The organism is Rhodococcus sp. 05-339-2 (assembly GCF_002258965.1).
GTDB lineage: Bacteria > Actinomycetota > Actinomycetes > Mycobacteriales > Mycobacteriaceae > Rhodococcoides.
In genome coordinates this window covers 192,569-212,730 of sequence record NZ_NOYW01000006.1, presented here as the reverse complement: position 1 = coordinate 212,730, position 20,162 = coordinate 192,569, and the positions used below count along the sequence as shown (strand labels likewise).

The following is a 20,162-nucleotide window of genomic DNA, read 5'->3' as shown; positions in this document are numbered from 1 at the left end:
CGTGGCAGGATCGAGGCCATGTCTCGCACACTGCACCTCGTCGGCGATCCCGAGGCCGATGCACTGCTCGCCGAGGATCCGTTCGCGCTGTTGATCGGCATGTTGCTCGATCAACAGGTACCGATGGAGTCGGCGTTCGCAGGCCCCAAGAAGCTCGTCGACCGTCTCGGTGACCTGAAAGTCGACACCGTCGCCGACGCCGATCCCGAGGAATTCGCGGCCCTGTGCGCGCAGACCCCGGCCGTCCATCGGTTCCCGGGTTCGATGGCCAAGCGCATCCAAGGGCTGGCGGCGTTCCTGGTCGAGAACTACGACGGAAAGCCGCAGGAGATCTGGACCCGCGACGATCCCAACGGTGCCGAAGTGCTGAAACGACTAAAGGCCCTCCCCGGCTACGGCGATCAGAAGGCCCGCATCTTTCTCGCGCTGCTCGGTAAGCAGATGGGCGTCACGCCCGACGGCTGGCGCAAGGCCGCCGGACCGTACGGCGACGACGGAGCGCGTCGATCCATCGCCGACGTGGTGGACGAGAAGTCGTTGCTCGAGGTGCGCGAGTTCAAGAAGGCGGCGAAAGCGGCAGCCAAGAACAAATAAGTCTGTCGGTGCCGGTCGTTACAGTGACCAGAACTTTCACCGGGGGGCGAGATGACCGACAGTATCGGGACGTACGAGGGCTGGCTGGCGTCTCTCGACGAGGACGCACTGACCGATCTGCTGCACCGTCGGCCGGACGTGGCGACCGACCCACCACCGCGCTCGTTCGGCTTGCTCGCGCAGTTGCTCGAAGCCCCGTCTCGGGTGTCGATGCTGCCGCGTCGACTCGACAGCGGTGCGCTCGCTCTCCTCGAATTGTTCGCGCTGATGGGCGATCTGAGCCGCGCGGAGATCGGGCACTGGGCGAGTGAGGGGTCGATCAACGAGACACCACACATCGATGCAGCTCTGGCCACACTGACGGCCCACGGGTTGATCTGGCCGAATTCCTCACTCGGCGCAGGCACTGTCGAATACTCACCCGTCGACCTGTCCGGGGTGTTCTCGCATCCGTTCGGACTGGCCCGCAGGCAGCGAAAGCTGTTCCTGCACTGCGCAGTCGAGCAGGACAGGGTGGCTGTGCTTGCGCTCCTCGGTATCGACCCGACGCTCGAGCGAGCGGCGCGCGCGGACTCCGTTGCCACTGCCATGACACCCGAACGTATTCGGGCACTGTTCGACGGCGGGCCCGAGGAGATGCGAGCGATGTTGTCTCGCTTCGTCGATGGCAAGCCGGTGTCACTGATCTTCGATGTTCCTCCGACTGCAGGCGCGGCCGCATTCGAGCGGGGATTGTTGTATCGACTCGACGGGCATCGCGTCGAGATGCCGTTGGAGGTGAGCATCGCCCTGCGAGGGGAGCGGTGGCGTCTGCCCATCGAACTCACGCCGCCGACATTCGACACCCGAGTGCTCTCGCACGACGACGTGCGGCGCTCACGTTCGATCGCCCTGCTGCAGTTCTGCGAACACACGCAGGCGTTGCTGACGGCCATCGACGCCGACGGCCTGACGACGATGAAGACCGGTGGCGTCAGTGCCAAGGGGATTCGGTCGCTGACGAGCAGGCTGGGATTCGCCGACGAACACGACACCGCGTTGATGCTGATGCTGGCCCGCGAAGCCGGACTGCTGGCCGAACGCGGGAAGACCGGAATCGCGTTGACCTCGGCGTACGAGACGTGGTCCACGAGCACGCGGGCCGAACAGGCGGCCACATTGCTGACGGCATGGTGGAGTTCGCCCTTCACGCCCACCCACCGAGTGCCCCGTGCGTCCCAGAAGACCGTTCCCGTTCTCAAGAAGATGCTCGACGACCCGGCGGCAGCGGACCTGCGTGCGACGGCGCTGACGGCTCTGCTGCGATACGAGGACGCCGACGCGCCGGCGACGGTTCTGCATGGTTCGGAGGATTTTGCCCGGTATCTGGATTGGCACATCCCGGTCGTCTCGACCAGCGCCGGGGCCGGTCACGTGCACGCGCTGTGGCTCGAGGCCGGTCGACTCGGGGTACTGGCCGACGGTGCGCCGACCGATCTGTGCCGCACCCTCACCGAGTTCCCTGCGGGTCGAGACGGCGACCCTCGCGAGATCCGCGCGGCTCTGACAGCACAGTTGCAGGACATGGCCGGGTGGGTTCCGTTCTCCGTTCGGCTGTTGCCCGATTCCACGGCGGTGGTGACCGGACCACCCAGTACCGAGGTGGCGTCGATACTCGGCTCGGCGGCGCAGCCCGAGTCGAGGGACGTCGCATCGGTCTGGCGTTTCACCCCGGCGACCATCCGGGGTTTCTTCGACACCGGCGGCACCGGCGAGGAGTTGATCGATGCGTTGACCGCGATGGCCGACACCGAGTTGCCTCAGGCACTGGACTACACGATCCGAGACTGCTGGCGCAGCTACGGCGCACTGGCCGTGAGGCGGATCCCGTGCGCGATCGTCTCCGAGGACGTCGTGCTGCTGACGAACATCGAGACCGACGAGTCACTGGCCGTGCTGCAGTTCCAGCGCCTCGCTCCCACCGTCCTGGTCAGTTCGGCCACGCCCATCGACACCATCGCCGTGCTTCGCAGGCACGGATACTCCCCGGTCCGGCACTCCGACACCGGGCAACTCCAACTCGACTGCGCGCCTCGAATCCGCGCGGGGGAGACTCGGGAGATCCATCGTGCCGTCCACCCGGCACGGCACCGCCGCGAACCACGCGAGCTCGCGCGGCTCCTGCTGGCCGGCGGCGACGGAGCCGTCGACGAGGCACGAGTGCGGTCTGCACTCGATTCACACAGCCGGTTGCTGCCGCGTGAGCTGGATCTGTTGACCGACGCCGCAGCGCGCGGCACACCCGTCTCTATCGACTACCAGAACTCCAGAGGAGCCATCGTTCGGCACGCGATCTCGGATGCGCTGCAGGACGGCCACTGGCTGCACGCGCTCTCGGAATCGACCGGCAGCCGCGAGAGCTTCGCCATCATGAACATCAGAGCGGTGTCCACCGGTCCACAATGACCGGCGATGCAACTGTGTCCGTGGTCGCCGGTACCCTTTCGGGCGTGGCCCTCTACCGGAAGTACCGTCCCGCGACGTTCGCCGAGGTCGTCGGTCAGGAGCACGTCACCGAGCCGATCAGCGTGGCGTTGGACAGCAACAGAATCAATCACGCGTACCTGTTCTCCGGGCCGCGTGGCTGCGGAAAGACCTCCTCGGCGCGCATCCTCGCTCGATCGCTGAACTGCGCCGAGGGTCCGACGTCGACCCCCTGCGGGGTGTGCAACTCCTGCGTCGCCCTCGCACCGGGCGGACCCGGCAACTTCGACGTCGTCGAGATGGACGCGGCCAGCCACGGTGGCGTCGACGATGCGCGAGATCTGCGAGACAAGGCCGTGTACGCCCCGGCCGAATCGCGCTACGTCATCTTCATCATCGACGAGGCACACATGGTGACCCCGGCGGGCTTCAACGCGCTGCTCAAGGTCGTCGAGGAGCCACCAGAGCACCTCGTCTTCATCTTCGCCACCACCGAGCCCGAGAAGGTGCTCCCCACCATCCGCTCGCGTACCCACCACTACCCGTTCCGGCTGCTCGCGCCGTCGACGATGCGCGGTCTGCTCGAGAAGATCTGTGGCCAGGAACAGGTTCCGGTCGAGGATGCGGTCTACCCGCTGGTCATCCGCGCCGGCGGAGGTTCGCCCCGTGACTCGCTCAGCGTCATGGATCAGCTCCTGGCCGGAGCCGGACCCGAGGGCGTCACGTACCCGCGCGCACTCTCGCTTCTCGGCGTCACCGACGTCGCACTGATCGACGAAGCGGTCGACGCGTTGGCCGCGGGCGACGGCGGCGCACTGTTCGGCACCGTCGACAAGGTGATGGACGCGGGCCATGACCCACGCCGCTTCGCCATCGACCTCCTCGATCGCATGCGAGATCTGATCCTGATGAAGGCCGTGCCTGACGCCGGAGAACGCGGTCTGGTCGACGTTCCCGGCGACGTCCTCGAGCGACTGCGTGACGAGGCCGATCTGCTCGGTTCGGCGACACTGACTCGGTACGCCGAGATCGTGCACTCGGGCCTCGGCGAGATGCGCGGTGCCACGGCCCCGCGTCTGCTGCTCGAAGTGATGTGTGCCCGAATGCTGCTGCCCTCGGCGTCCGACGCGGAATCGGCGGTGCTGCAACGACTCGAACGCGTCGAGCGCCGCCTGGACGTCACCCTTCCGGCGGGGGAGCAAGCAGCCGTCGCCCAGGCAGCCGCAGATCCGACGCGACCGCAACTGCAACCCACCGAGGAACCCGCGCCCTCGGGTCCGGCACCGGTGAGCAAGTTCGAACGACCGTCGCAACGTCCACCGGCCGCAGAGCCGGCAGCGCCCGCACCGGCACCTGCTCCAGTGGCGCCCGCACCCGCTGCCTCGATTCCCACACCGGCACCGGAGCCTGCACGACCCGAGCCGGCCCCGATACCCGAGCCCGCTCCGACACCCGAGCCCGCTCCCACACCCGAGCCCGCTCCGAACCCCGAGCCCGCTCCCACACCCGAGCCCGCTCCGAACCCCGAGCCCGCTCCCACACCCGAGCCGACTCCGGAACCGGTTTCGGCATCACAGGAACCGGCCCCCGCTGCCTCGGTTTCCCACGAAGATTTTCCGCCGGAGCCCGAGGACGATTACGGCCCCGAGCCGGATCCGGTGTTCGAGTCGGAACCGGAACCCGTGGCGGCGCCCGCCGCCGTGTCGAGCGAGCCCGACGCAGCCGCGGTTCGAGCTGTGTGGTCCGAGGTGCGCACGAAGGTACGAGACCGCAGCCGGACCGTCGAGGTGATGCTCTCCGGTGCCTCGGTGCGCACCGTCGAGAACGGCACCATCACGCTCGGTCACGACTCGGCACCGCTGGCCAAGCGGCTGGAGGAACCGCGCAACGCCGACGTCATTCGCGACGCTCTGCGTGACGTATTCGGGGTCGAATGGTCGGTGGTGTGCCTGGTCGGTGCGGCGGCACCGCCGGAACAGTCATCAGCAAAAAAAGATGAACCGGCAGCGAAACCCGCGTCGCTGCCGAAGTTCTCGAGGCCGAGCCAGGCAGGGGCTTCCCGTCCCACGTCGGACGGGTTCGGATCAGCGGGCGATGGATCCTCGGCCGGCATCGGGGCGGACGACATTCCGATGCCCGAAGCGCCGGACTATCCCGACGAGCCCGAGCCGGTAGGGCCACCGCCACCGGAGACCCCGGAGGACGAGGAAGAGCTGCTCAAGGCCGCGGCCGAGCCTGCCGATCCGACGGTTCGACGCGATCCGGAGACCGTCGCGATGGAGCTGCTGGTCAGCGAACTGGGAGCGGTACCGCTCAAGGAGACCTGATCGACGGGTGATTCAGCCGACGGTGAGGTCCTCGTTGTCGGCGAACACCAGGCGTCCGCTGTCGAGGGCCACGGCCCAACGCCGTGCCACCGCCCAGTCCCGTGAGGTGGTCTCGGGTGTCTGGACACCGAAGTCCTCGACGATCGCCCCGGTCTCGCACGTGTCCTGAGCAGCTTCGTCGTCGGTGCCGGTGGTGTGAATGCGTACTTTGACGCGAGCGCCCACGGTCAATTCGTTGTTGGTTTCCATGGAGGTCTTCTTCCGCGCTCGGTAGATCTGATCTATCGGAGTGTCCCACGCTCAGGTCGTTCAAACCTGAACCTTCGCGTCGGTCATGTACAACGCTCGTTTCGGTCCTTACGCCGGATCCATCGCCCGCCCTACTGTGGCATGAGCTGAGGTCTGTCATGGCCTCGCACCGACGCGGTCGGCCGGCACGGCGACCGCAAGAAGATCGAGTATCTGGAAGGAACTGCGCGCTGTGACTACAGAGGCATTCATTTACGAGGCCATCAGGACTCCCCGAGGCAAGGGAAAGAACGGCTCCCTGCATTCGGTGAAGCCGATTTCCCTGGTGACCGGTCTGATCGACGAGCTTCGTCGACGGTTCCCCGACATGGACGAGAACCGGATCTCCGACCTCATCCTCGGCGTGGTCTCACCCGTCGGAGATCAGGGTGCCGATATAGCGCGCACGGCGGTGCTCGCAGCGAAGATGCCCGACACCGTCGGCGGCTTCCAGCTCAACCGCTTCTGCGCGTCCGGTCTCGAGGCCGTCAACCTGGCTGCACAGAAGGTGCGCTCGGGCTGGGACGAGCTCGTCATCGCCGGTGGCGTCGAGTCGATGTCGCGTGTGCCGATGGGCAGTGACGGCGGCGCGTGGGCCATGGACCCCGTCACCAACTACGACACCTACTTCGCCCCGCAGGGCATCGGTGCCGACCTCATCGCGACGATCGAGGGGTTCAGCCGCGAGGACGTCGACGCATATGCCGTCCAGTCGCAGGAGCGCGCCGCCGCAGCGTGGTCGGGTGGCTACTTCGCCAAGTCCGTCGTTCCGGTCACCGACCAGAACGGCCTGCTCATCCTCGACCAGGACGAGCACATGCGTCCGGGTAGCACCGTGGAATCGCTCGGCAAGCTGAACCCGGCCTTCACCGGTATCGCGGCCATGGGCGGATTCGACGATGTGGCGCTGCAGAAGTACCACTGGGTCGAGAAGATCGATCACGTGCACACCGGCGGAAACAGCTCCGGCATCGTCGACGGCGCAGCACTCGTCCTCGTCGGCAGCGAGCAGGCCGGTAAGGATCTGAACCTGGTTCCGAGGGCGCGCATCGTCGCCACCGCAACCAGTGGTGCCGATACGACCATCATGCTGACCGGACCCACCCCGGCGTCGAAGAAGGTTCTCGCGACCGCGGGCCTGACCGTCGACGACATCGATCTCTTCGAGCTCAACGAGGCGTTCGCCTCCGTGGTGCTGCGCTTCCAGAAGGATCTCAACATCCCGAACGAGAAGCTCAACGTCAACGGCGGTGCCATCGCCATGGGCCACCCGCTGGGAGCGACCGGAGCGATGATCACCGGCACCGTGCTCGACGAGCTCGAGCGCCGCGGCGGCCGGTACGCCTTGATCACCCTGTGCATCGGCGGCGGCATGGGCGTCGCCACCATCATCGAGCGAGTCTGAGGTATTACGATGTCTGACAACATGATTCAGTGGGACCAGGACGCCGACGGTATCGTCGTTCTGACGATGGACGACCCCAACCAGGGCGCCAACACGATGAACCAGCTGTACAAGGATTCGATGGGAGCGACCGTCGACCGCCTCGAGGCCGAGGTCGACTCCATCACCGGCGTCGTGATCACCTCCGCCAAGAAGACGTTCTTCGCCGGCGGCGATCTGCACACGCTCATCGCTGCCAAGCCCGAGGACGCTCAGCAGGTGTTCGACGAGGTGCAGGAAGTCAAGGGCCAGCTGCGTCGTATCGAGAAGCTCGGCAAGCCGGTCGTGTCCGCCATCAACGGCGCAGCACTCGGCGGCGGACTCGAGATCGCGCTCGCGACTCATCACCGCATCGCGGCCGATGTTCCCGGCGTCCAGATCGGTCTTCCCGAGGTTTCCCTCGGCCTGCTGCCCGGCGGCGGCGGCGTCGCCCGCATCACGCGACTTCTCGGCATCCAGACCGGCTTCATGACCGTGCTCGCGCAGGGCACCCGGTTCCGTCCGGCGAAGGCACTCGAGATCGGTCTGATTCACGAGTTGGTCGGCAGCATCGACGAATTGGTGCCCACCGCCAAGGCCTGGATCAAGGCCAACCCCGAGGGTGGCGTCGCACCGTGGGATGTCAAGGGCTACAAGATCCCCGGCGGCACGCCGTCCAATCCGAAGCTCGCACAGATCCTGCCCGCATTCCCGTCCAACCTGCGCAAGCAGATCAAGGGCGCTCCGATGCCTGCACCGCGTGCGATTCTCGCGGCGGCGGTCGAAGGTGCGCAGGTCGACTTCGACAACGCGTGCACCATCGAGTCGCGGTACTTCACCGAGTTGGTCACCGGCCTGGTGTCCAAGAACATGATTCAGGCGTTCTTCTTCGATCTGCAGGCGATCAACGCCGGCAAGTCCCGTCCCGACGGCATCGAGAAGACCACCTTCACCAAGGTTGCGGTTCTCGGCGCAGGCATGATGGGCGCGGGCATCGCGTACGTGTGTGCCAAGGCCGGAATCGACGTGGTGCTCAAGGACGTTGCTCTCGAGGCGGCGCAGAAGGGCAAGGCGTACTCCGAGGCCATCGAAGCCAAGGCACTCTCGCGTGGCAAGACCACCCAGGAGAAGTCCGACGCTCTGCTCGCGCGGATCCACCCGACGGCCGACGCCAAGGACGTCGAAGGCGCAGACCTCGTCATCGAGGCTGTCTTCGAGTCGGAAGAGTTGAAGCAGAAGGTGTTCCAGGAGATCGAGGACCTCGTCGATCCGACGGCGTTGCTCGGTTCCAACACCTCGACGCTGCCCATCACGAGCCTCGCTCAGGGCATCAAGCGTCAGGAAGACTTCATCGGAATCCACTTCTTCTCACCCGTCGACAAGATGCCGCTGGTGGAGATCATTCGCGGCGAGAAGACGTCGGATGCGGCCTTGGCCAAGGCATTCGACCTGGTGCAGATCATCAAGAAGACCCCGATCGTCGTCAACGACAGTCGCGGCTTCTTCACCTCGCGTGTGATCGGCACGTTCATCAACGAGGCCATTGCGATGCTGGGCGAGGGCGTCGAGCCGTCGACCATCGAGCAGGCCGGTCTGCAGGCCGGTTACCCGGCTGCGCCGCTTCAGCTCTCGGACGAACTGACGCTCAACCTGATGCAGAAGATCCGCAAGGAAACCTACGACGCCCTCATCGCCGCGGGTCAGACTCCTCCCGAGGATCCGGCCGGTGCCGTCATCGACAAGATGGTCGACGAGTTCGAGCGTCCGTCGAAGGCCAAGGGTGCGGGCTTCTACGAGTACGAGGACGGCAAGCGCACCGGACTGTGGCCCGGACTGCGTGATGCGTTCAAGTCGGGTTCGGCGGACATCCCGTTCGAGGACCTCAAGGAACGCATGCTGTTCATCGAGGCCATCGAGACGCAGAAGTGCTTCGACGAGGGTGTGCTGAACACCACCGCCGACGCCAACATCGGCTCGATCTTCGGCATCGGCTTCCCCGCCTGGACCGGAGGCGTGCACCAGTACGTCGTCGGCTACCCGGGAGGTCAGGCCGGATTCGTCACTCGTGCAGACGAATTGGCGAAGAAGTACGGCGATCGCTTCCAGGTTCCTGCCTCGCTGCGCTAGTGCCGAGGCAGTGGTGCGATCGAGTGCCCCCGGTGGCACATAACCGCACCACTGCCGAAGGCATCTACCCGCGATGCGCGATCAACCTCTCGGCGCCGTCTGTGAATTGTTGCTTCATCAATTCGCAGGCGGCGTCGATGTCGTTTCGAACGAGTGCCTCGATGAGTTCCTCGTGGTTGCGGACGGCCGCTCGGCCCCAGTCACGATCGGTGGCATAGAGGCGGGTGGGTGTGTAGCGGGTGGCGTTGTTGAGAAACCACGCCAGTTTCGCCGAGTCGGCGAGTCGGTTGAGGACGCGGTGGAACTCGAACTCGCAGTTCTCCACATCCTCCGGCCTGCCGTTCTCGACGGCCACGGACAGCAGTGCGGTGAGTTCGGCGAGTCGGTCGAGTTCGGCCTCGGTGATCTTCGGTGCTGCGCGGCGCACCAGTTCGACGGCGATCTGGCCCTGCAACCAGAAGATGTCGACGATGTCGTTCGGCGTCAGCGGCGAAACCTTGTAGCCGCGATGCGGGACGAGTTCGACGATGCCCTCACCCCGCAGCGTCAGCAGTGCCTCGCGGACGGGAGTGACGCTGACACCGAGTTCTGCGGCGGTCTCGTCGAGTCGGATGAAGTCGCCCGGACTCACTTCGCCGGACATGACGAGGTGCCGGACGTGGCTGGCCACCTCCTCCGACAGCTGCGGCCGTCGGCGCAGAACCGATGCTCGACGCTTGTCCACCATTCCGAAAGCCAATCACACGGCGGGCTTCGCGCGAAGGAGGACCTGCGCGACCGGTTCGACGACTCGGGCCGCAATGGGCCCCAGGATTGCCATCAGCAGCACGTATGCCGTCGCCAGAGCCGCGAGTTCGCCCTCCACCGCGCCTGCGGCCACGGCCAGTCCGGCGATGACGATGGAGAACTCGCCCCGCGCCACCAGTGCCGCACCGGTGCGCAACCGGCCAGGTCGTCCGATTCCCTGACGGCCCGCCGCCCACCAGCCGGTCGCGACCTTCGTGGCTGTCGTCGTGACCGCGAGCACGACGGCCCAGCCGAGCACGGGTGGGATGGTCGCCGGGTCGGTGGCGAGTCCGAACACCACGAAGAACATCGCGGCGAAGAGATCGCGCAGTGGCTCGAGCACGCGGGTGGCGTTGTCGGCCGTCGACCCCGAGATGGCGATACCGAGCAGGAACGCGCCGACGGCGGCCGAGACCTGCAGTTCCGACGCGATGCCGGCCACCAGCAACGCGGATCCGAGGACCTTGAGCAGCACCACTTCGCGGTCGGGGCTGTCGAGTACTGCGGAGACGAGGTTGCCGTAGCGCAGTGCGACGACCAGCACGACGGTGAGGACGAACAGTGAGATGCCGAGCGCTTCGAGTCCGCCCAGGAAGCTCACCCCGCTGAGGACCGCGGTCAGGATCGGCAGATAGATGGCCATCGCCAGGTCTTCGAACACCAGAATCGACAGCACAACGGGGGTTTCGCGGTTTCCCAGTCGGCCCAGATCGGTGAGGACCTTGGCGATGATGCCCGAGGACGAGATGTACGTGACACCGCCCATCACCAGCGCTCCGACTCCGCCCCAGCCGAGCAGAAACGCGACCACTGCACCCGGTGCGAAGTTCAGCACGATGTCGACCAGACCGGCCATCCAGGATCGGCGCAGACCGGTGACGAGTTCGGCGGCGGTGTATTCGAGTCCGAGCAGGAGCAGCAGCAGAACGACGCCGATCTCGCTCGCGATCTCGCTGAACTCGTCGATGCCGCTGAGATTGACGATGCCGCCGTTTCCGAACGCGAGACCGCCGAGCAGATAGAACGGGATGGGGGAGACACCTATTCGACCCGCCAGACGAGCGAGTAGTCCGAGAACGAAGAACACTGCACCCAGCTCGGTGAGGGCAAGTGCGCTCTCGGCCACTGTTCAGCCCCGACTGATCTCAGGCATTGCCGAGCAACTTGGCCGCTGCGTCCAGTCCGTCCGCGGTACCGACGGCGACCAGTAGGTCACCTGCGGCCAGCGTGAAGTCGGGGGTGGGGGACGGTTGAACCTGACCGGCGCGCATGACAGCGACGACCGATACCCCGGTTTTGGTGCGCATGGCGGTGTCGCCGAGTGTGCGGCTGACGAACCGAGAGTCGGCGCGAATGGGAAGCCGACGGGTGTTGATTCCGGGAAGGTCACGATGCTCTTCCCCGAGCTGAGCGATGAGTTGCGGCGACCCGAGCAGATTGCCCAGGGCCGCCGCTTCCTCATTGCTCAACGTGATGGATTCCTGCGTCGCATCGGGGTCGTCCTTGCGCGAGACGATCAACTCGTTCACGCCGTCCTTGCGGGTGATGACGCCTATGCGACGCCCGGAAGCGAGTGCGAAATCCTTTCGCACTCCGATTCCCGGCAGCAGGGTCACTTCGACGTTCATGGTCGAAATGCTAGCCCTGCAGGCAGCGCATTATCGAAGGATCGGGCGTGCAGCCCGACCCGTCTCGATCAGGATGCGACGGCAGCCAGGAGGGCTTCGCGCTGGTTTGCGCCGAGGCCACCGATACGGCGGGTATCGGCGATGGACAGCTGCTCGAGCAGCTGTGCGGCGCGCACGGAACCAACACCCGGCAGGGCCTTGATCAGGGCGGACACCTTGGTCTTCTTGACGATCTCGTCGTTCTCCGCCTTGGCGAGAACGTCAGCGACGCTGAGTTCGCCGGACTTGACGGATGCGAGCAGCTTCGACCGCGCAGTGCGTGCCTCGGCCGCCTTGGCCAGCGCCGCGGTGCGCTGTTCCGGTGTCAATACTGGTAAAGCCATGGCCTGTTCTCCTCGATTGTGGTGACCCGTCGCTCGTTGACAGGTCTCGACCCTCTTGCATCGTGCCTGGTGGCTCTTCCAATCTAACCGAACAACACGGCTGTCATTCCGGTCGAGCCACCGAACCTTCCCAGCCAGGCTACGTCCTATCCGATTCGGGGTGTGCCCCGACCAGCACTTCGGCCCCGTGTCGGCTCTCGAAGGGCGTCGTGTACCGGACATGTCCGACGCCTCCCTGCCGGCCTCTCAGGCAGGTGCAGGCGAGTAGGTCTTCCTGAGTGCGACCTTGACCACCTTGCCGCTCGCGTTGCGTGGGAGGGCGTCGACGACGACCAATTCCTTGGGGTGCTTGAACCGCGCGAGATGGTCGCCGAGCCACACGAGAAGCTCGTCGAGAGTCAGGTCGGGGGTGTCGGGGGAATCGTGCAGTGCGACCACCGCGACGGGCACCTCGCCCCACCTGTCGTCGGGTCGGCCGATCACTGCGGCCTCGAGGATTCGGGGGTGGGAGAACAGGACGTTCTCGACTTCGGCGCAGTAGATGTTCTCACCGCCGGAGATGATCATGTCCTTCTTGCGGTCGACGACGAACACGAAGCCTTCCTCGTCCTGGCGTACGAGGTCGCCGGAGTGGAACCAGCCGCCGTGGAACGCGTCCGCCGTCGCGTCGGGGTTCTCCCAGTATTCGCGCATCAATGTGGGCCCTCGATAGACGATTTCGCCGATCTCGCCCTGCGCCACGTCGTTCATCTCGTCGTCGACGACGCGTGCTGCGACGGTCGGGACGACGCGTCCTACCGAGCCGAGTTTGCGAAGGGCGTCGACGCCGTCGAGCACACAGGTGATGGGCGACATCTCGGTCTGCCCGAACACCGCGACGTTCATCGCACCCGGGAACGTGTCCGACATCGCGCGCAGAACGGTGTCCGATGCCGGGGCGGCGCCCCAGGAAATGACCCGCAGGGCAAGTTCTCTCGGGTTGGCGGCCTGCTCGGCGCACATCGCCTGCCACTGCACGGGAACGAGAAAGAGGTTGGTGACACGTTCGGCGGCGAGTACGTCGAGCAGGGTGCCCGGATCGAATGCCCCGACCGGGTGGACGACGGTGGGAATCCCGAGCAGCAGGCTCGGCGCGAGGCTGCCGAGTGCGGCGATGTGGAACATCGGTGAGGCGCAGAAGCCGACCTCGTCGGTGGCGCTCATCTGCAGTGCCCGGACACAGGTGAACGCCTGCGCCTGCATGTTCGCGTGTGTCAGTACCGCGCCCTTGGGCCTTCCGGTGGTGCCCGAGGTGTACATGATCAGTGCCGGGGCGTCGTCCGGCACGTCGACGGGGTCCGCCGGTTCGGCGGTGGACAGCAACGTCTCGTACGCGTCTCCGGCGACGATGATTCCGGTCAGTGAATCACTCTGCGCTACAACTGCTTCGGCCAGTGGAGCGAGCGTCTCGTCGGAGATCACCAGGGACGAGCCGCTGTTCTGCGCGAGAAAGGTCACCTCCGGCGGAGTCATCCGGAAGTTCACCGGGACGGCGAGTGCGCCGAGCGCGTTGATCGCCAGGACCGCCTCGAGATATTCGGGGCGGTTGAGCATCACGATCAATACCCGGTCACCGAATCCGATTCCGCGGCTCTGCAGCGCGCCCGCGAGCCGCGCGACGCGGTCGTCGAGTTCGCGCCAGCCGATCGATCGCCCCTGAAACCGAAGCGCCACTGCCTCGGGCTGCATGAGGGCGTGCCGTCGAACGTGGTTGTTCCAGTTGTTTCGGTTGGACAATCCGGGTTCGTTGGGGTGAGCGGCCATCGCCGGTTCCTCTCGTCAGCCGTATGAGCGGGGGATCGAATGTGATGCAGCTTACAGACTGCGGGCCGCTTTGTCCGGAACTCTGTTGACTGCATTTCAGCAGGTCAATGACGTATTAAGTTTGTGATCATTCGCATCGATCCCGCTACTATGAGCACTCGAGACGACCGGCGAGGTGAGGCGATGAGCGAGACGAGTGCCACGGAGCCGCGGCGTCGGCCACGGAATCGGAAGTCGCAGATTCTGGTGGCCGCGGCCGAGGCATTCAGCGAGAGCGGCTATCACCCCGTCGGAATCGAGGACATCGCTGCCACCGTCGGTATTTCCGGGCCCGCGCTGTACCGGCACTTCCCGACCAAATACTCCCTGTTCGTCGACACCGTCATGCGGATGACCGACTCCTTGGTCGCGGCAACGGATCCGGCCGTCATCGATCCGGTCGTCGACGATGTGGAGGATCCACAGTCCCGGATCGACGCGGTCATCGGTGCCATCATCGCCACCACCATCGACAATCGCCGCACCGGTGGGTTGTATCGATGGGAGGGACGCTATCTCGTCGGTTCGGACCGCGAACACCTACGGCGAGCGTTGCGCACGGTGCACGAGCGAGTGACGGTGCCGTTGCGACAGCTTCGCCCCGATCTGTCCGAGGCGGACGCCGCTCTGCTGGCCACGGCGTCGATCAGTGTGGTCGCCAGCATCACCGCGCATCGATCGGCATTGTCGGCCAAGCAGATCGAGGAGTCGATGCTCGCTGCCGCACGGTCGGTCCTGCGGACCGAACTTCCGCAGCAGGGCAGCGAATCGCCCCACCGCGACTGCGTGCTCGAGCATGCATCGAAACGGGAAGAGCTGCTGCACCATTCGATTCGGCTGTTCTATCTGCACGGGTACCACGAGGTGGGCCTCGACGACATCGGCGCAGCAGCGTCCATCACCGCCTCGAGCGTGTACCGCCACTTCCCCAGCAAGGCCGAGCTGCTCGAGGCCGCGTTGCATCGTGCCAACGCCCAGCTCACCGACACCCTCGCCGGCGCGCTCGAGCACTCGAACTCCCCGGTCGACGCCGTGCGGACCTTCGCCAGGCTGTACACCGAATTGACCTTCCGGCAGGGCGAACTGGTGGCCGTGTACTTCGCCGAGATCGGAAATCTACCGGCCGATCGGCGCGCGACACTACGCCGGATTCAGCGCCACAACGTCGACGGCTGGGCGCAACTGCTGCGTGAGGCCCGCCCGAACACGAGCGTGGTGGTCTCACGATTTCTGATCCACGCCGCTCTCGGGTTGGTCTTCGACGTGGGTCGGACGGTGCGGTTCGAGCGGTCCGACCGAACAATGGCGCGGGTACAGCAGACGATGACGGCGGTACTTCTGGGATGAACCCTCCGCGTTCAGGCCGGATTCGGCACAGCGGAGTACGGGCATGCTTCGGTGCCCAGATCTCGGGGGCGGTAGCCGACGGGATAGCCGGGGTAGGTCCTGTTCGACGCGTCGGCGGTGGCCCGAGATCGCGTTCGCTTGGGTAGGAACCGCTCGACGCGGGCCCTGGCGCGCAGAGCCCGCACGGCCACCCGCTCGACCGTCGGTGAGCCTGCAGGGAACCCGAAGGCACCGGCCATCCGGTCGTCCAACAGTGCGAACACTCCCTGCTTCACTGCGGGGGTCAGTGCAGCGGGGTACCAGGAGCAGTACAGATCCAGGGTGTACGTGCCGATCCGACGATTGTCCTCGGTGAAGCGGAACGTCCGCTCCTCGTAGTCGAGCTTGAACTGCGCGAACTCGGTGTATGACTCGGGAATGTTCCTGATCCCCATTCGCTTTCCCACTTCGCGGTAGAAGTGGAACGTCGCGAGTCTTTCCTTGGGGTGCAGGCGACGCCATCCGTAGGTGTCGATCCACTCGATCGGCTCGTAGACGAACGTCGTCAACACGTAGAGCATGTCGTCGTTGGAGATGTCGTACTGCCCGTGCATTCGGTTGACCATCCGAAGCGACTCGCGCCCCCGCTCGGAGTCGTATCCGTGCTCGAGAAGTTCGGCCATCAACAGCGAGGTGTCGTCGTATCGCTTCTGCGGTCGGTTCTCGAATTCGCCGGTCTCGGCCAACAGCGCCGAGATGGTCGGCACGCAGTAGGTACGGAACAGCGCGAACTCGAGTGAACGCTGGTAGTCCCACGGGAACTCGTAGCCGGCCGTGATGCGGTGGATGGTGTGACAATCCCGCACCGGGTCGAGTTCCTCGATGCGTCGAAGCCAGCCGAAGCGCCCCTTCTTCGGCGTGATGTCCATGGTCAGCCCCGTCCGTGCCGAAGCTTCAGTGCCAGCACGGAGAGCTTCATGTTTCGCGCTTTGCGCTTCATCGTCAGCAGATTGATCGGAGCTGCGAAACTCTGCACGGTCAACGATTTGACGGTGCTGAACTCGCGCAGGCCGTCGGCCCCATGGATGCGGCCGAATCCCGAGTCGCCCGTGCCGCCGAACGGCAGCGCCGGAACACCGGCGAATCCGAGGACCGAATTGACCGTCACGACACCACAATCGAGCTTCTCGGCGGCGCGCCTGCCCACCGCTCCGTCCTGGGTGAACACCGATGCGCCGAGTCCGTACTTGGACGCGTTGGCCCGCTCGATGGCCTCGTCCAGATCGCGAACCTTGTTGACCACCACGGTCGGACCGAAGGTCTCCTCGGTGATCGCCGTCGAATCCTCGGGTACGTCGGTGAGAACCACCGGGTCGATGTACGGCCCGTGCAGCGACTCGAGGCCGCCGACGACGGCCTTGCCGCCCTTGGCCAGAGCGTCCTCGATCTGGCCTCGCACGATCTCGCTCTGTTTGCCCAGTGTCATCGGGCCGTAGGACGAGGTCTTCGTTCCGCCGGGCTTCAGCGCTTTCACCGCGGCGGTGAATTCACCGACGAACCGGTCGTACACCGGAGCCGCGACGTAGATGCGTTCGACGCCTGCGCAGGTCTGCCCGGCGTTGCCCATCGCCCCGAACGTCGCGAATTCCACTGCGGCAGCGATGTCCGCGTCTGCGTCGACGAGCATCGCGTCCTTGCCGCCGCACTCGGCGACGAGTGGGGTCAGCGACTTCGCGCAGGTTGCCATGACCTTCTTGGCGGTGGCGGTGGAGCCGGTGAACGCGATCTTGTCCACGCCGGATTCGACGAGGGCGGTACCGGTGGATCCGTCGCCGGTGATGGTCTGGAACACCGGGTGCGGAGCGGCCAGTGACTGCCACTTCTCGGCCAACCAGGTGCCGACGCCCGGCGTCAGTTCGCTCGGTTTGAACACGACGGTGTTGCCTGCGGCGAGGGCGTACGCGATGGAACCCATCGGTGTGTAGAGCGGGTAGTTCCAGGGGCCGATGACTCCGACGACGCCGAACGGTCGGTATCCGACGTAGGCCTTCTGGTTCACCGCGAGCAGGCCCGATCCGACCTTGCGCTGCCGCAGAATCTTCTCGGCGTTGCGGGCCGCCCAGTCCAGGTGTTCGACGCCGAGCATGACCTCGAGCAGCGAGTCCTCGTCGGGCTTGCCGGTTTCGGCGGCGATGACGGCGGCGAGGCTCGGGGCGTCCCTGGCGATGGCGGACTTGAATTCCAGCAGCCATCGTTTGCGTCCGACGAAGCCCTGTACGTCCCACCAGCGTGCGGCCGACCGGGCTCGAGCGACGGCGATGTCGACCTCTGCGGGGCCCGCGATCGGATACGTGGCGAGTGCGACACCCGTTCGGGGATCGAGGCTTTCGAAGCTGCTCTCGGTCGTTCGTTCGATCTGGTCCGTCATGGGCTCTATCCTCCAGCGGATCGCATCACATATATTTGATGTGATTCAATGTTGTCCAGGACACACTATGCGTCGTGTCCGGTTGCGACAACCCCCGCTGCCTCGACGTGCAGGAGCAATTCATGAGCATCGATCTCACTCGGGAACAGACCGCCTTCGCGCAGGCGGTTGCGTCGTTCTGCGCGAAGGAGGCCGGCACCAGGGCGCAGCGGGACGCGCTCACCGAGCACGGCGCGCACAGTCACAACCAGGCGATCTACGACAAGATGGCCGAGCTGGGCTGGTTGGGCGCGATCATCTCCGAGGAGCACGGCGGAGCGGGCGGCAGCACCGTCGATCTGTGCATTCTGCTCGAAGAGTCCGCGAAGGCCATGGCTCCCATCGGCGGCATCGGCCCCACCTTGATCACCGGTGCGGCCTACGAGAAGTTCGGCACGCCGGCGCAGAAGGACACAGTTCTCGGTGGCATCGTCGCCGGCCGAAGCTACTCGATCTCCATGTCCGAGCCCGAAGCCGGCTCTGATGTGGGAAATCTGACCTGCCGCGCCGAGAAGACCGACTCCGGCTGGCTGATCAACGGCCAGAAGACCTGGTGCTCGAATGCGCATTTCGCCGATCGGATCCTGCTCGTCGCACGTACGGGCAGAGAAGGTGGCAAGCACGAGGGTCTGACAATGTTCGACGTCCCGGCCGATATCGAGGGCCTGAACATCGTCGGCATCGACACGATGGGCGGCAAGGAAGTCAACGACCTCTACTTCACCGACTGTGCACTGCCCGAGGACGCGGTGGTCGGAGTGGAAGGTCAAGGATGGTCGCAGCTGATGACCGGCCTGAACATCGAGCGCCTGATCCTGGCGGCGATGATGCTCGGCACTGCGCAACGAGCGTTCGACGACACACTCGACTTCGTCACCCAGCGAAAGCAATTCGGCAGGCCCGTCGGGACGTTCCAAGCACTGCGACATCGCATCGCCGATCTGGCGACCGAGATCGAATGCGGACGGCTGCTGGTCTACCACGTGGCTCGGTTGGTCGACGAGAACCCGACGAAGCTGTTCCCGCGAGAAGCCTCGATGGCCAAGCTCAAGCTCACCGAGACCGCGAAGAAGGTGGCCCTCGAGGGCATGCAGATGATGGGCGGCTACGGTTACGCCACCGAATTCGACATGGAAAAACACGTGCGGACGACTCTCGTGTCCTCGATCTACGGCGGTACCAACGAGATTCAGCGTGACATCATCGGCAAGACGTACGGACTCTAGGCAGTCGTGCTGCATCGCCGCCCGCAGCTCTCGGAGGACGTCGCCGCAAGTATTCGACAGCAGATCGTCACGGGCGTACTGACACCGGGCACCTTCGTGCGCATCGACGATACGGCGGGCGAGCTCGGGGTCAGTGCCACTCCCGTGCGAGAAGCATTGGTGGCGTTGCGCGGTGAAGGTCTGGTGGAACTGGTGCCGCGTCGGGGCTACCGGGTCAACGAGTTGACCGAACGCGACATCGAGGACATCTTCTGGTTGCAGGGCACGATCGCGGCAGCGTTGGCCCGCCGCGCCGCGCAGCACATCACGAACGAACAGATCGAGGCGCTTCGCGCCGTGAACGATCGATTGCGTGACGCCGTGGCCCGATCCGACTTCGAATCGGTGGAGTCCTGCGAGTTCGAATTCCACAGGTACATCAACAGATTCGCCGGAGGAACCAAGCTGGCATGGTTTCTCCTCGGTGCCGTGAGATACACACCCTCGCGGCTGTATGCGTCGAACAGGCAATGGGGTGAGCACGCGGTCCGCCATCACGAACAGTTGATCGAGGCATTCCGGCGGCGCGACGTCGAGCTCGTCGGTGACCTGACGTGCCGGCACTTCCTCTCCGGAGCCGAGCTGGTGACCCGGCTAACGGGGTGATGCGGCCAGTAACAGCTCGGCGCAGCGGACGACCACGGCCTCCTCGTCCATCTCGAGTTCGCCGCCGAGCCACGCAGTGAGCACCTGAGCGAATCCGCCGACGACGAAATAGGTTGTCAAATCGAGATCGTGGTCTCCGGTCGTGCCGTAGAACTCGGTGGCCTGAGTGGCGAGCAGACGGGCGAACATCTTCGTCGACTCGGCCCGTTTCGCCACCACGATGTCGCCGACCGCAGTGGCGGAGAACAGGAGGAACCCACGGCGGGGATCGTCCGCGACCGCGCGCACGATCGCACGAATTCCGGCGTGGACCCGTTCTCGGGCGTCCCTCGGTGCTGCGGCGACCGCGTCGAGTGCGATGGCTGCGACCTCCTCGACGACGTGGTCGTACACGGCCTCCATGAGCGCACTCCGGTCCGCGAAACTCTCGTAGAAGTAGCGGCTCGCGACGCCGGCCCGGCGGCACACCCCTCGAACCGTCAAGTCGGGCTTGGCAGTTCCGAGCAGATCGAGTCCGGTCTCGATGAGGATGCGTCGACGGTCGGCGACTCGGGCCGAACCGTCCACGCCGCCGTAGGTACGGGGTGAATCGGGCATGAACACATCTTGACACCGCTCGGCACCCGCGCCTAGCTTG

17 protein-coding genes are annotated in these 20,162 nt (G+C 65.4%); 8 read left to right on the top strand and 9 right to left on the bottom strand.

Annotated elements, in window-relative coordinates:
- Positions 1-18: 18 nt before the first annotated feature.
- From CH273_RS05920 to CH273_RS05910, 3 genes are read left to right on the top strand one after another with little or no spacing between them, the layout of a single operon-like run.
- A complete protein-coding gene (locus CH273_RS05920; protein ID WP_032395311.1) occupies positions 19-594 on the top strand; it encodes an HhH-GPD-type base excision DNA repair protein in 576 nt (191 codons plus the stop codon).
- A 51-nt stretch (positions 595-645) separates the two neighbouring features.
- Positions 646-3,039 (top strand): helicase-associated domain-containing protein, encoded by a 2,394-nt coding sequence (locus CH273_RS05915; RefSeq protein WP_032395310.1) that lies wholly within the window; start codon positions 646-648, stop codon positions 3,037-3,039.
- A 44-nt stretch (positions 3,040-3,083) separates the two neighbouring features.
- Positions 3,084-5,384 (top strand): DNA polymerase III subunit gamma and tau, encoded by a 2,301-nt coding sequence (locus CH273_RS05910; protein WP_032395577.1) that lies wholly within the window; start codon positions 3,084-3,086, stop codon positions 5,382-5,384.
- A gap of 12 nt (positions 5,385-5,396) precedes the next feature.
- Here the strand turns inward: CH273_RS05910 and CH273_RS05905 are convergent, their stop codons facing one another.
- Positions 5,397-5,633 (bottom strand): hypothetical protein, encoded by a 237-nt coding sequence (locus tag CH273_RS05905; RefSeq protein WP_032395309.1) that lies wholly within the window; start codon positions 5,631-5,633, stop codon positions 5,397-5,399.
- Between the two features lie 232 nt (positions 5,634-5,865).
- Between CH273_RS05905 and CH273_RS05900 the strand changes: the two genes are divergently transcribed.
- Together CH273_RS05900 and CH273_RS05895 are read left to right on the top strand one after the other, a co-directional pair.
- Positions 5,866-7,077 (top strand): acetyl-CoA C-acetyltransferase, encoded by a 1,212-nt coding sequence (locus CH273_RS05900; protein ID WP_032395308.1) that lies wholly within the window; start codon positions 5,866-5,868, stop codon positions 7,075-7,077.
- Between the two features lie 9 nt (positions 7,078-7,086).
- Positions 7,087-9,222 (top strand): 3-hydroxyacyl-CoA dehydrogenase NAD-binding domain-containing protein, encoded by a 2,136-nt coding sequence (locus CH273_RS05895; RefSeq protein WP_032395307.1) that lies wholly within the window; start codon positions 7,087-7,089, stop codon positions 9,220-9,222.
- A 64-nt stretch (positions 9,223-9,286) separates the two neighbouring features.
- On the opposite strand, the gene CH273_RS05890 is transcribed toward CH273_RS05895, so the two are convergent.
- The 5 genes from CH273_RS05890 to fadD5 all read right to left on the bottom strand — a co-directional run bounded on the left by CH273_RS05890 (position 9,287) and on the right by fadD5 (position 13,822).
- On the bottom strand, positions 9,287-9,949 hold the full coding sequence (locus CH273_RS05890; protein WP_045198309.1) for a GntR family transcriptional regulator: 663 nt from the start codon (positions 9,947-9,949) through the stop codon (positions 9,287-9,289).
- 12 nt (positions 9,950-9,961) lie between these two features.
- Complete coding sequence (locus CH273_RS05885) at positions 9,962-11,134, bottom strand: cation:proton antiporter (RefSeq protein ID WP_032395306.1); 1,173 nt, start codon at positions 11,132-11,134, stop codon at positions 9,962-9,964.
- A gap of 19 nt (positions 11,135-11,153) precedes the next feature.
- Entirely contained in the window at positions 11,154-11,636 is a 483-nt protein-coding gene (locus CH273_RS05880) for a cation:proton antiporter regulatory subunit (protein ID WP_032395305.1), read from the bottom strand.
- Positions 11,637-11,704: 68 nt separating this feature from the next.
- Positions 11,705-12,019, bottom strand: coding sequence for an integration host factor, actinobacterial type (gene mihF / locus CH273_RS05875; RefSeq protein WP_008712632.1), 315 nt, complete (start codon positions 12,017-12,019; stop codon positions 11,705-11,707).
- Between the two features lie 246 nt (positions 12,020-12,265).
- Positions 12,266-13,822, bottom strand: a complete 1,557-nt coding sequence (gene fadD5 / locus CH273_RS05870) for a fatty-acid--CoA ligase FadD5 (protein WP_032395304.1) — start codon at positions 13,820-13,822, stop codon at positions 12,266-12,268.
- A gap of 183 nt (positions 13,823-14,005) precedes the next feature.
- On the opposite strand from fadD5, the gene CH273_RS05865 reads away from it, so the two are divergent.
- Positions 14,006-15,208, top strand: a complete 1,203-nt coding sequence (locus tag CH273_RS05865) for a TetR/AcrR family transcriptional regulator (protein WP_032395575.1) — start codon at positions 14,006-14,008, stop codon at positions 15,206-15,208.
- 11 nt (positions 15,209-15,219) lie between these two features.
- Here CH273_RS05865 and CH273_RS05860 read toward each other — a convergent pair whose 3' ends face one another.
- Positions 15,220-16,116 (bottom strand): oxygenase MpaB family protein, encoded by an 897-nt coding sequence (locus CH273_RS05860; protein WP_032395303.1) that lies wholly within the window; start codon positions 16,114-16,116, stop codon positions 15,220-15,222.
- A 2-nt stretch (positions 16,117-16,118) separates the two neighbouring features.
- Positions 16,119-17,615, bottom strand: a complete 1,497-nt coding sequence (locus tag CH273_RS05855; RefSeq protein ID WP_032395302.1) for an aldehyde dehydrogenase family protein — start codon at positions 17,613-17,615, stop codon at positions 16,119-16,121.
- Between the two features lie 122 nt (positions 17,616-17,737).
- On the opposite strand from CH273_RS05855, the gene CH273_RS05850 reads away from it, so the two are divergent.
- On the top strand, positions 17,738-18,880 hold the full coding sequence (locus CH273_RS05850) for an acyl-CoA dehydrogenase family protein (protein WP_032395301.1): 1,143 nt from the start codon (positions 17,738-17,740) through the stop codon (positions 18,878-18,880).
- Positions 18,881-18,886: 6 nt separating this feature from the next.
- A complete protein-coding gene (locus CH273_RS05845; protein WP_032395300.1) occupies positions 18,887-19,525 on the top strand; it encodes a GntR family transcriptional regulator in 639 nt (212 codons plus the stop codon).
- On the opposite strand, the gene CH273_RS05840 is transcribed toward CH273_RS05845, so the two are convergent.
- Positions 19,514-20,122 carry a TetR/AcrR family transcriptional regulator gene (locus tag CH273_RS05840; protein ID WP_032395574.1) on the bottom strand — a complete coding sequence of 203 codons (609 nt, stop codon included), beginning with the start codon at positions 20,120-20,122 and terminating at the stop codon, positions 19,514-19,516. The two genes, CH273_RS05845 and CH273_RS05840, sit on opposite strands and share 12 nt — an antisense overlap.
- Between the last annotated feature and the right edge of the window lie 40 nt (positions 20,123-20,162).

Coding starts and splice junctions, on each gene's coding strand:
- CH273_RS05920 (WP_032395311.1), top strand. CDS start 19: ATGTCTCGCACACTGCACCTCGTCGGCGATCCCGAGGCCGATGCACTG.
- CH273_RS05915 (WP_032395310.1), top strand. CDS start 646: ATGACCGACAGTATCGGGACGTACGAGGGCTGGCTGGCGTCTCTCGAC.
- CH273_RS05905 (WP_032395309.1), bottom strand. CDS start 5,633: ATGGAAACCAACAACGAATTGACCGTGGGCGCTCGCGTCAAAGTACGC.
- CH273_RS05895 (WP_032395307.1), top strand. CDS start 7,087: ATGTCTGACAACATGATTCAGTGGGACCAGGACGCCGACGGTATCGTC.
- CH273_RS05890 (WP_045198309.1), bottom strand. CDS start 9,949: ATGGTGGACAAGCGTCGAGCATCGGTTCTGCGCCGACGGCCGCAGCTG.
- CH273_RS05880 (WP_032395305.1), bottom strand. CDS start 11,636: ATGAACGTCGAAGTGACCCTGCTGCCGGGAATCGGAGTGCGAAAGGAT.
- mihF (WP_008712632.1), bottom strand. CDS start 12,019: ATGGCTTTACCAGTATTGACACCGGAACAGCGCACCGCGGCGCTGGCC.
- fadD5 (WP_032395304.1), bottom strand. CDS start 13,822: ATGGCCGCTCACCCCAACGAACCCGGATTGTCCAACCGAAACAACTGG.
- CH273_RS05865 (WP_032395575.1), top strand. CDS start 14,006: ATGAGCGAGACGAGTGCCACGGAGCCGCGGCGTCGGCCACGGAATCGG.
- CH273_RS05860 (WP_032395303.1), bottom strand. CDS start 16,116: ATGGACATCACGCCGAAGAAGGGGCGCTTCGGCTGGCTTCGACGCATC.
- CH273_RS05855 (WP_032395302.1), bottom strand. CDS start 17,615: ATGACGGACCAGATCGAACGAACGACCGAGAGCAGCTTCGAAAGCCTC.
- CH273_RS05850 (WP_032395301.1), top strand. CDS start 17,738: ATGAGCATCGATCTCACTCGGGAACAGACCGCCTTCGCGCAGGCGGTT.
- CH273_RS05840 (WP_032395574.1), bottom strand. CDS start 20,122: ATGCCCGATTCACCCCGTACCTACGGCGGCGTGGACGGTTCGGCCCGA.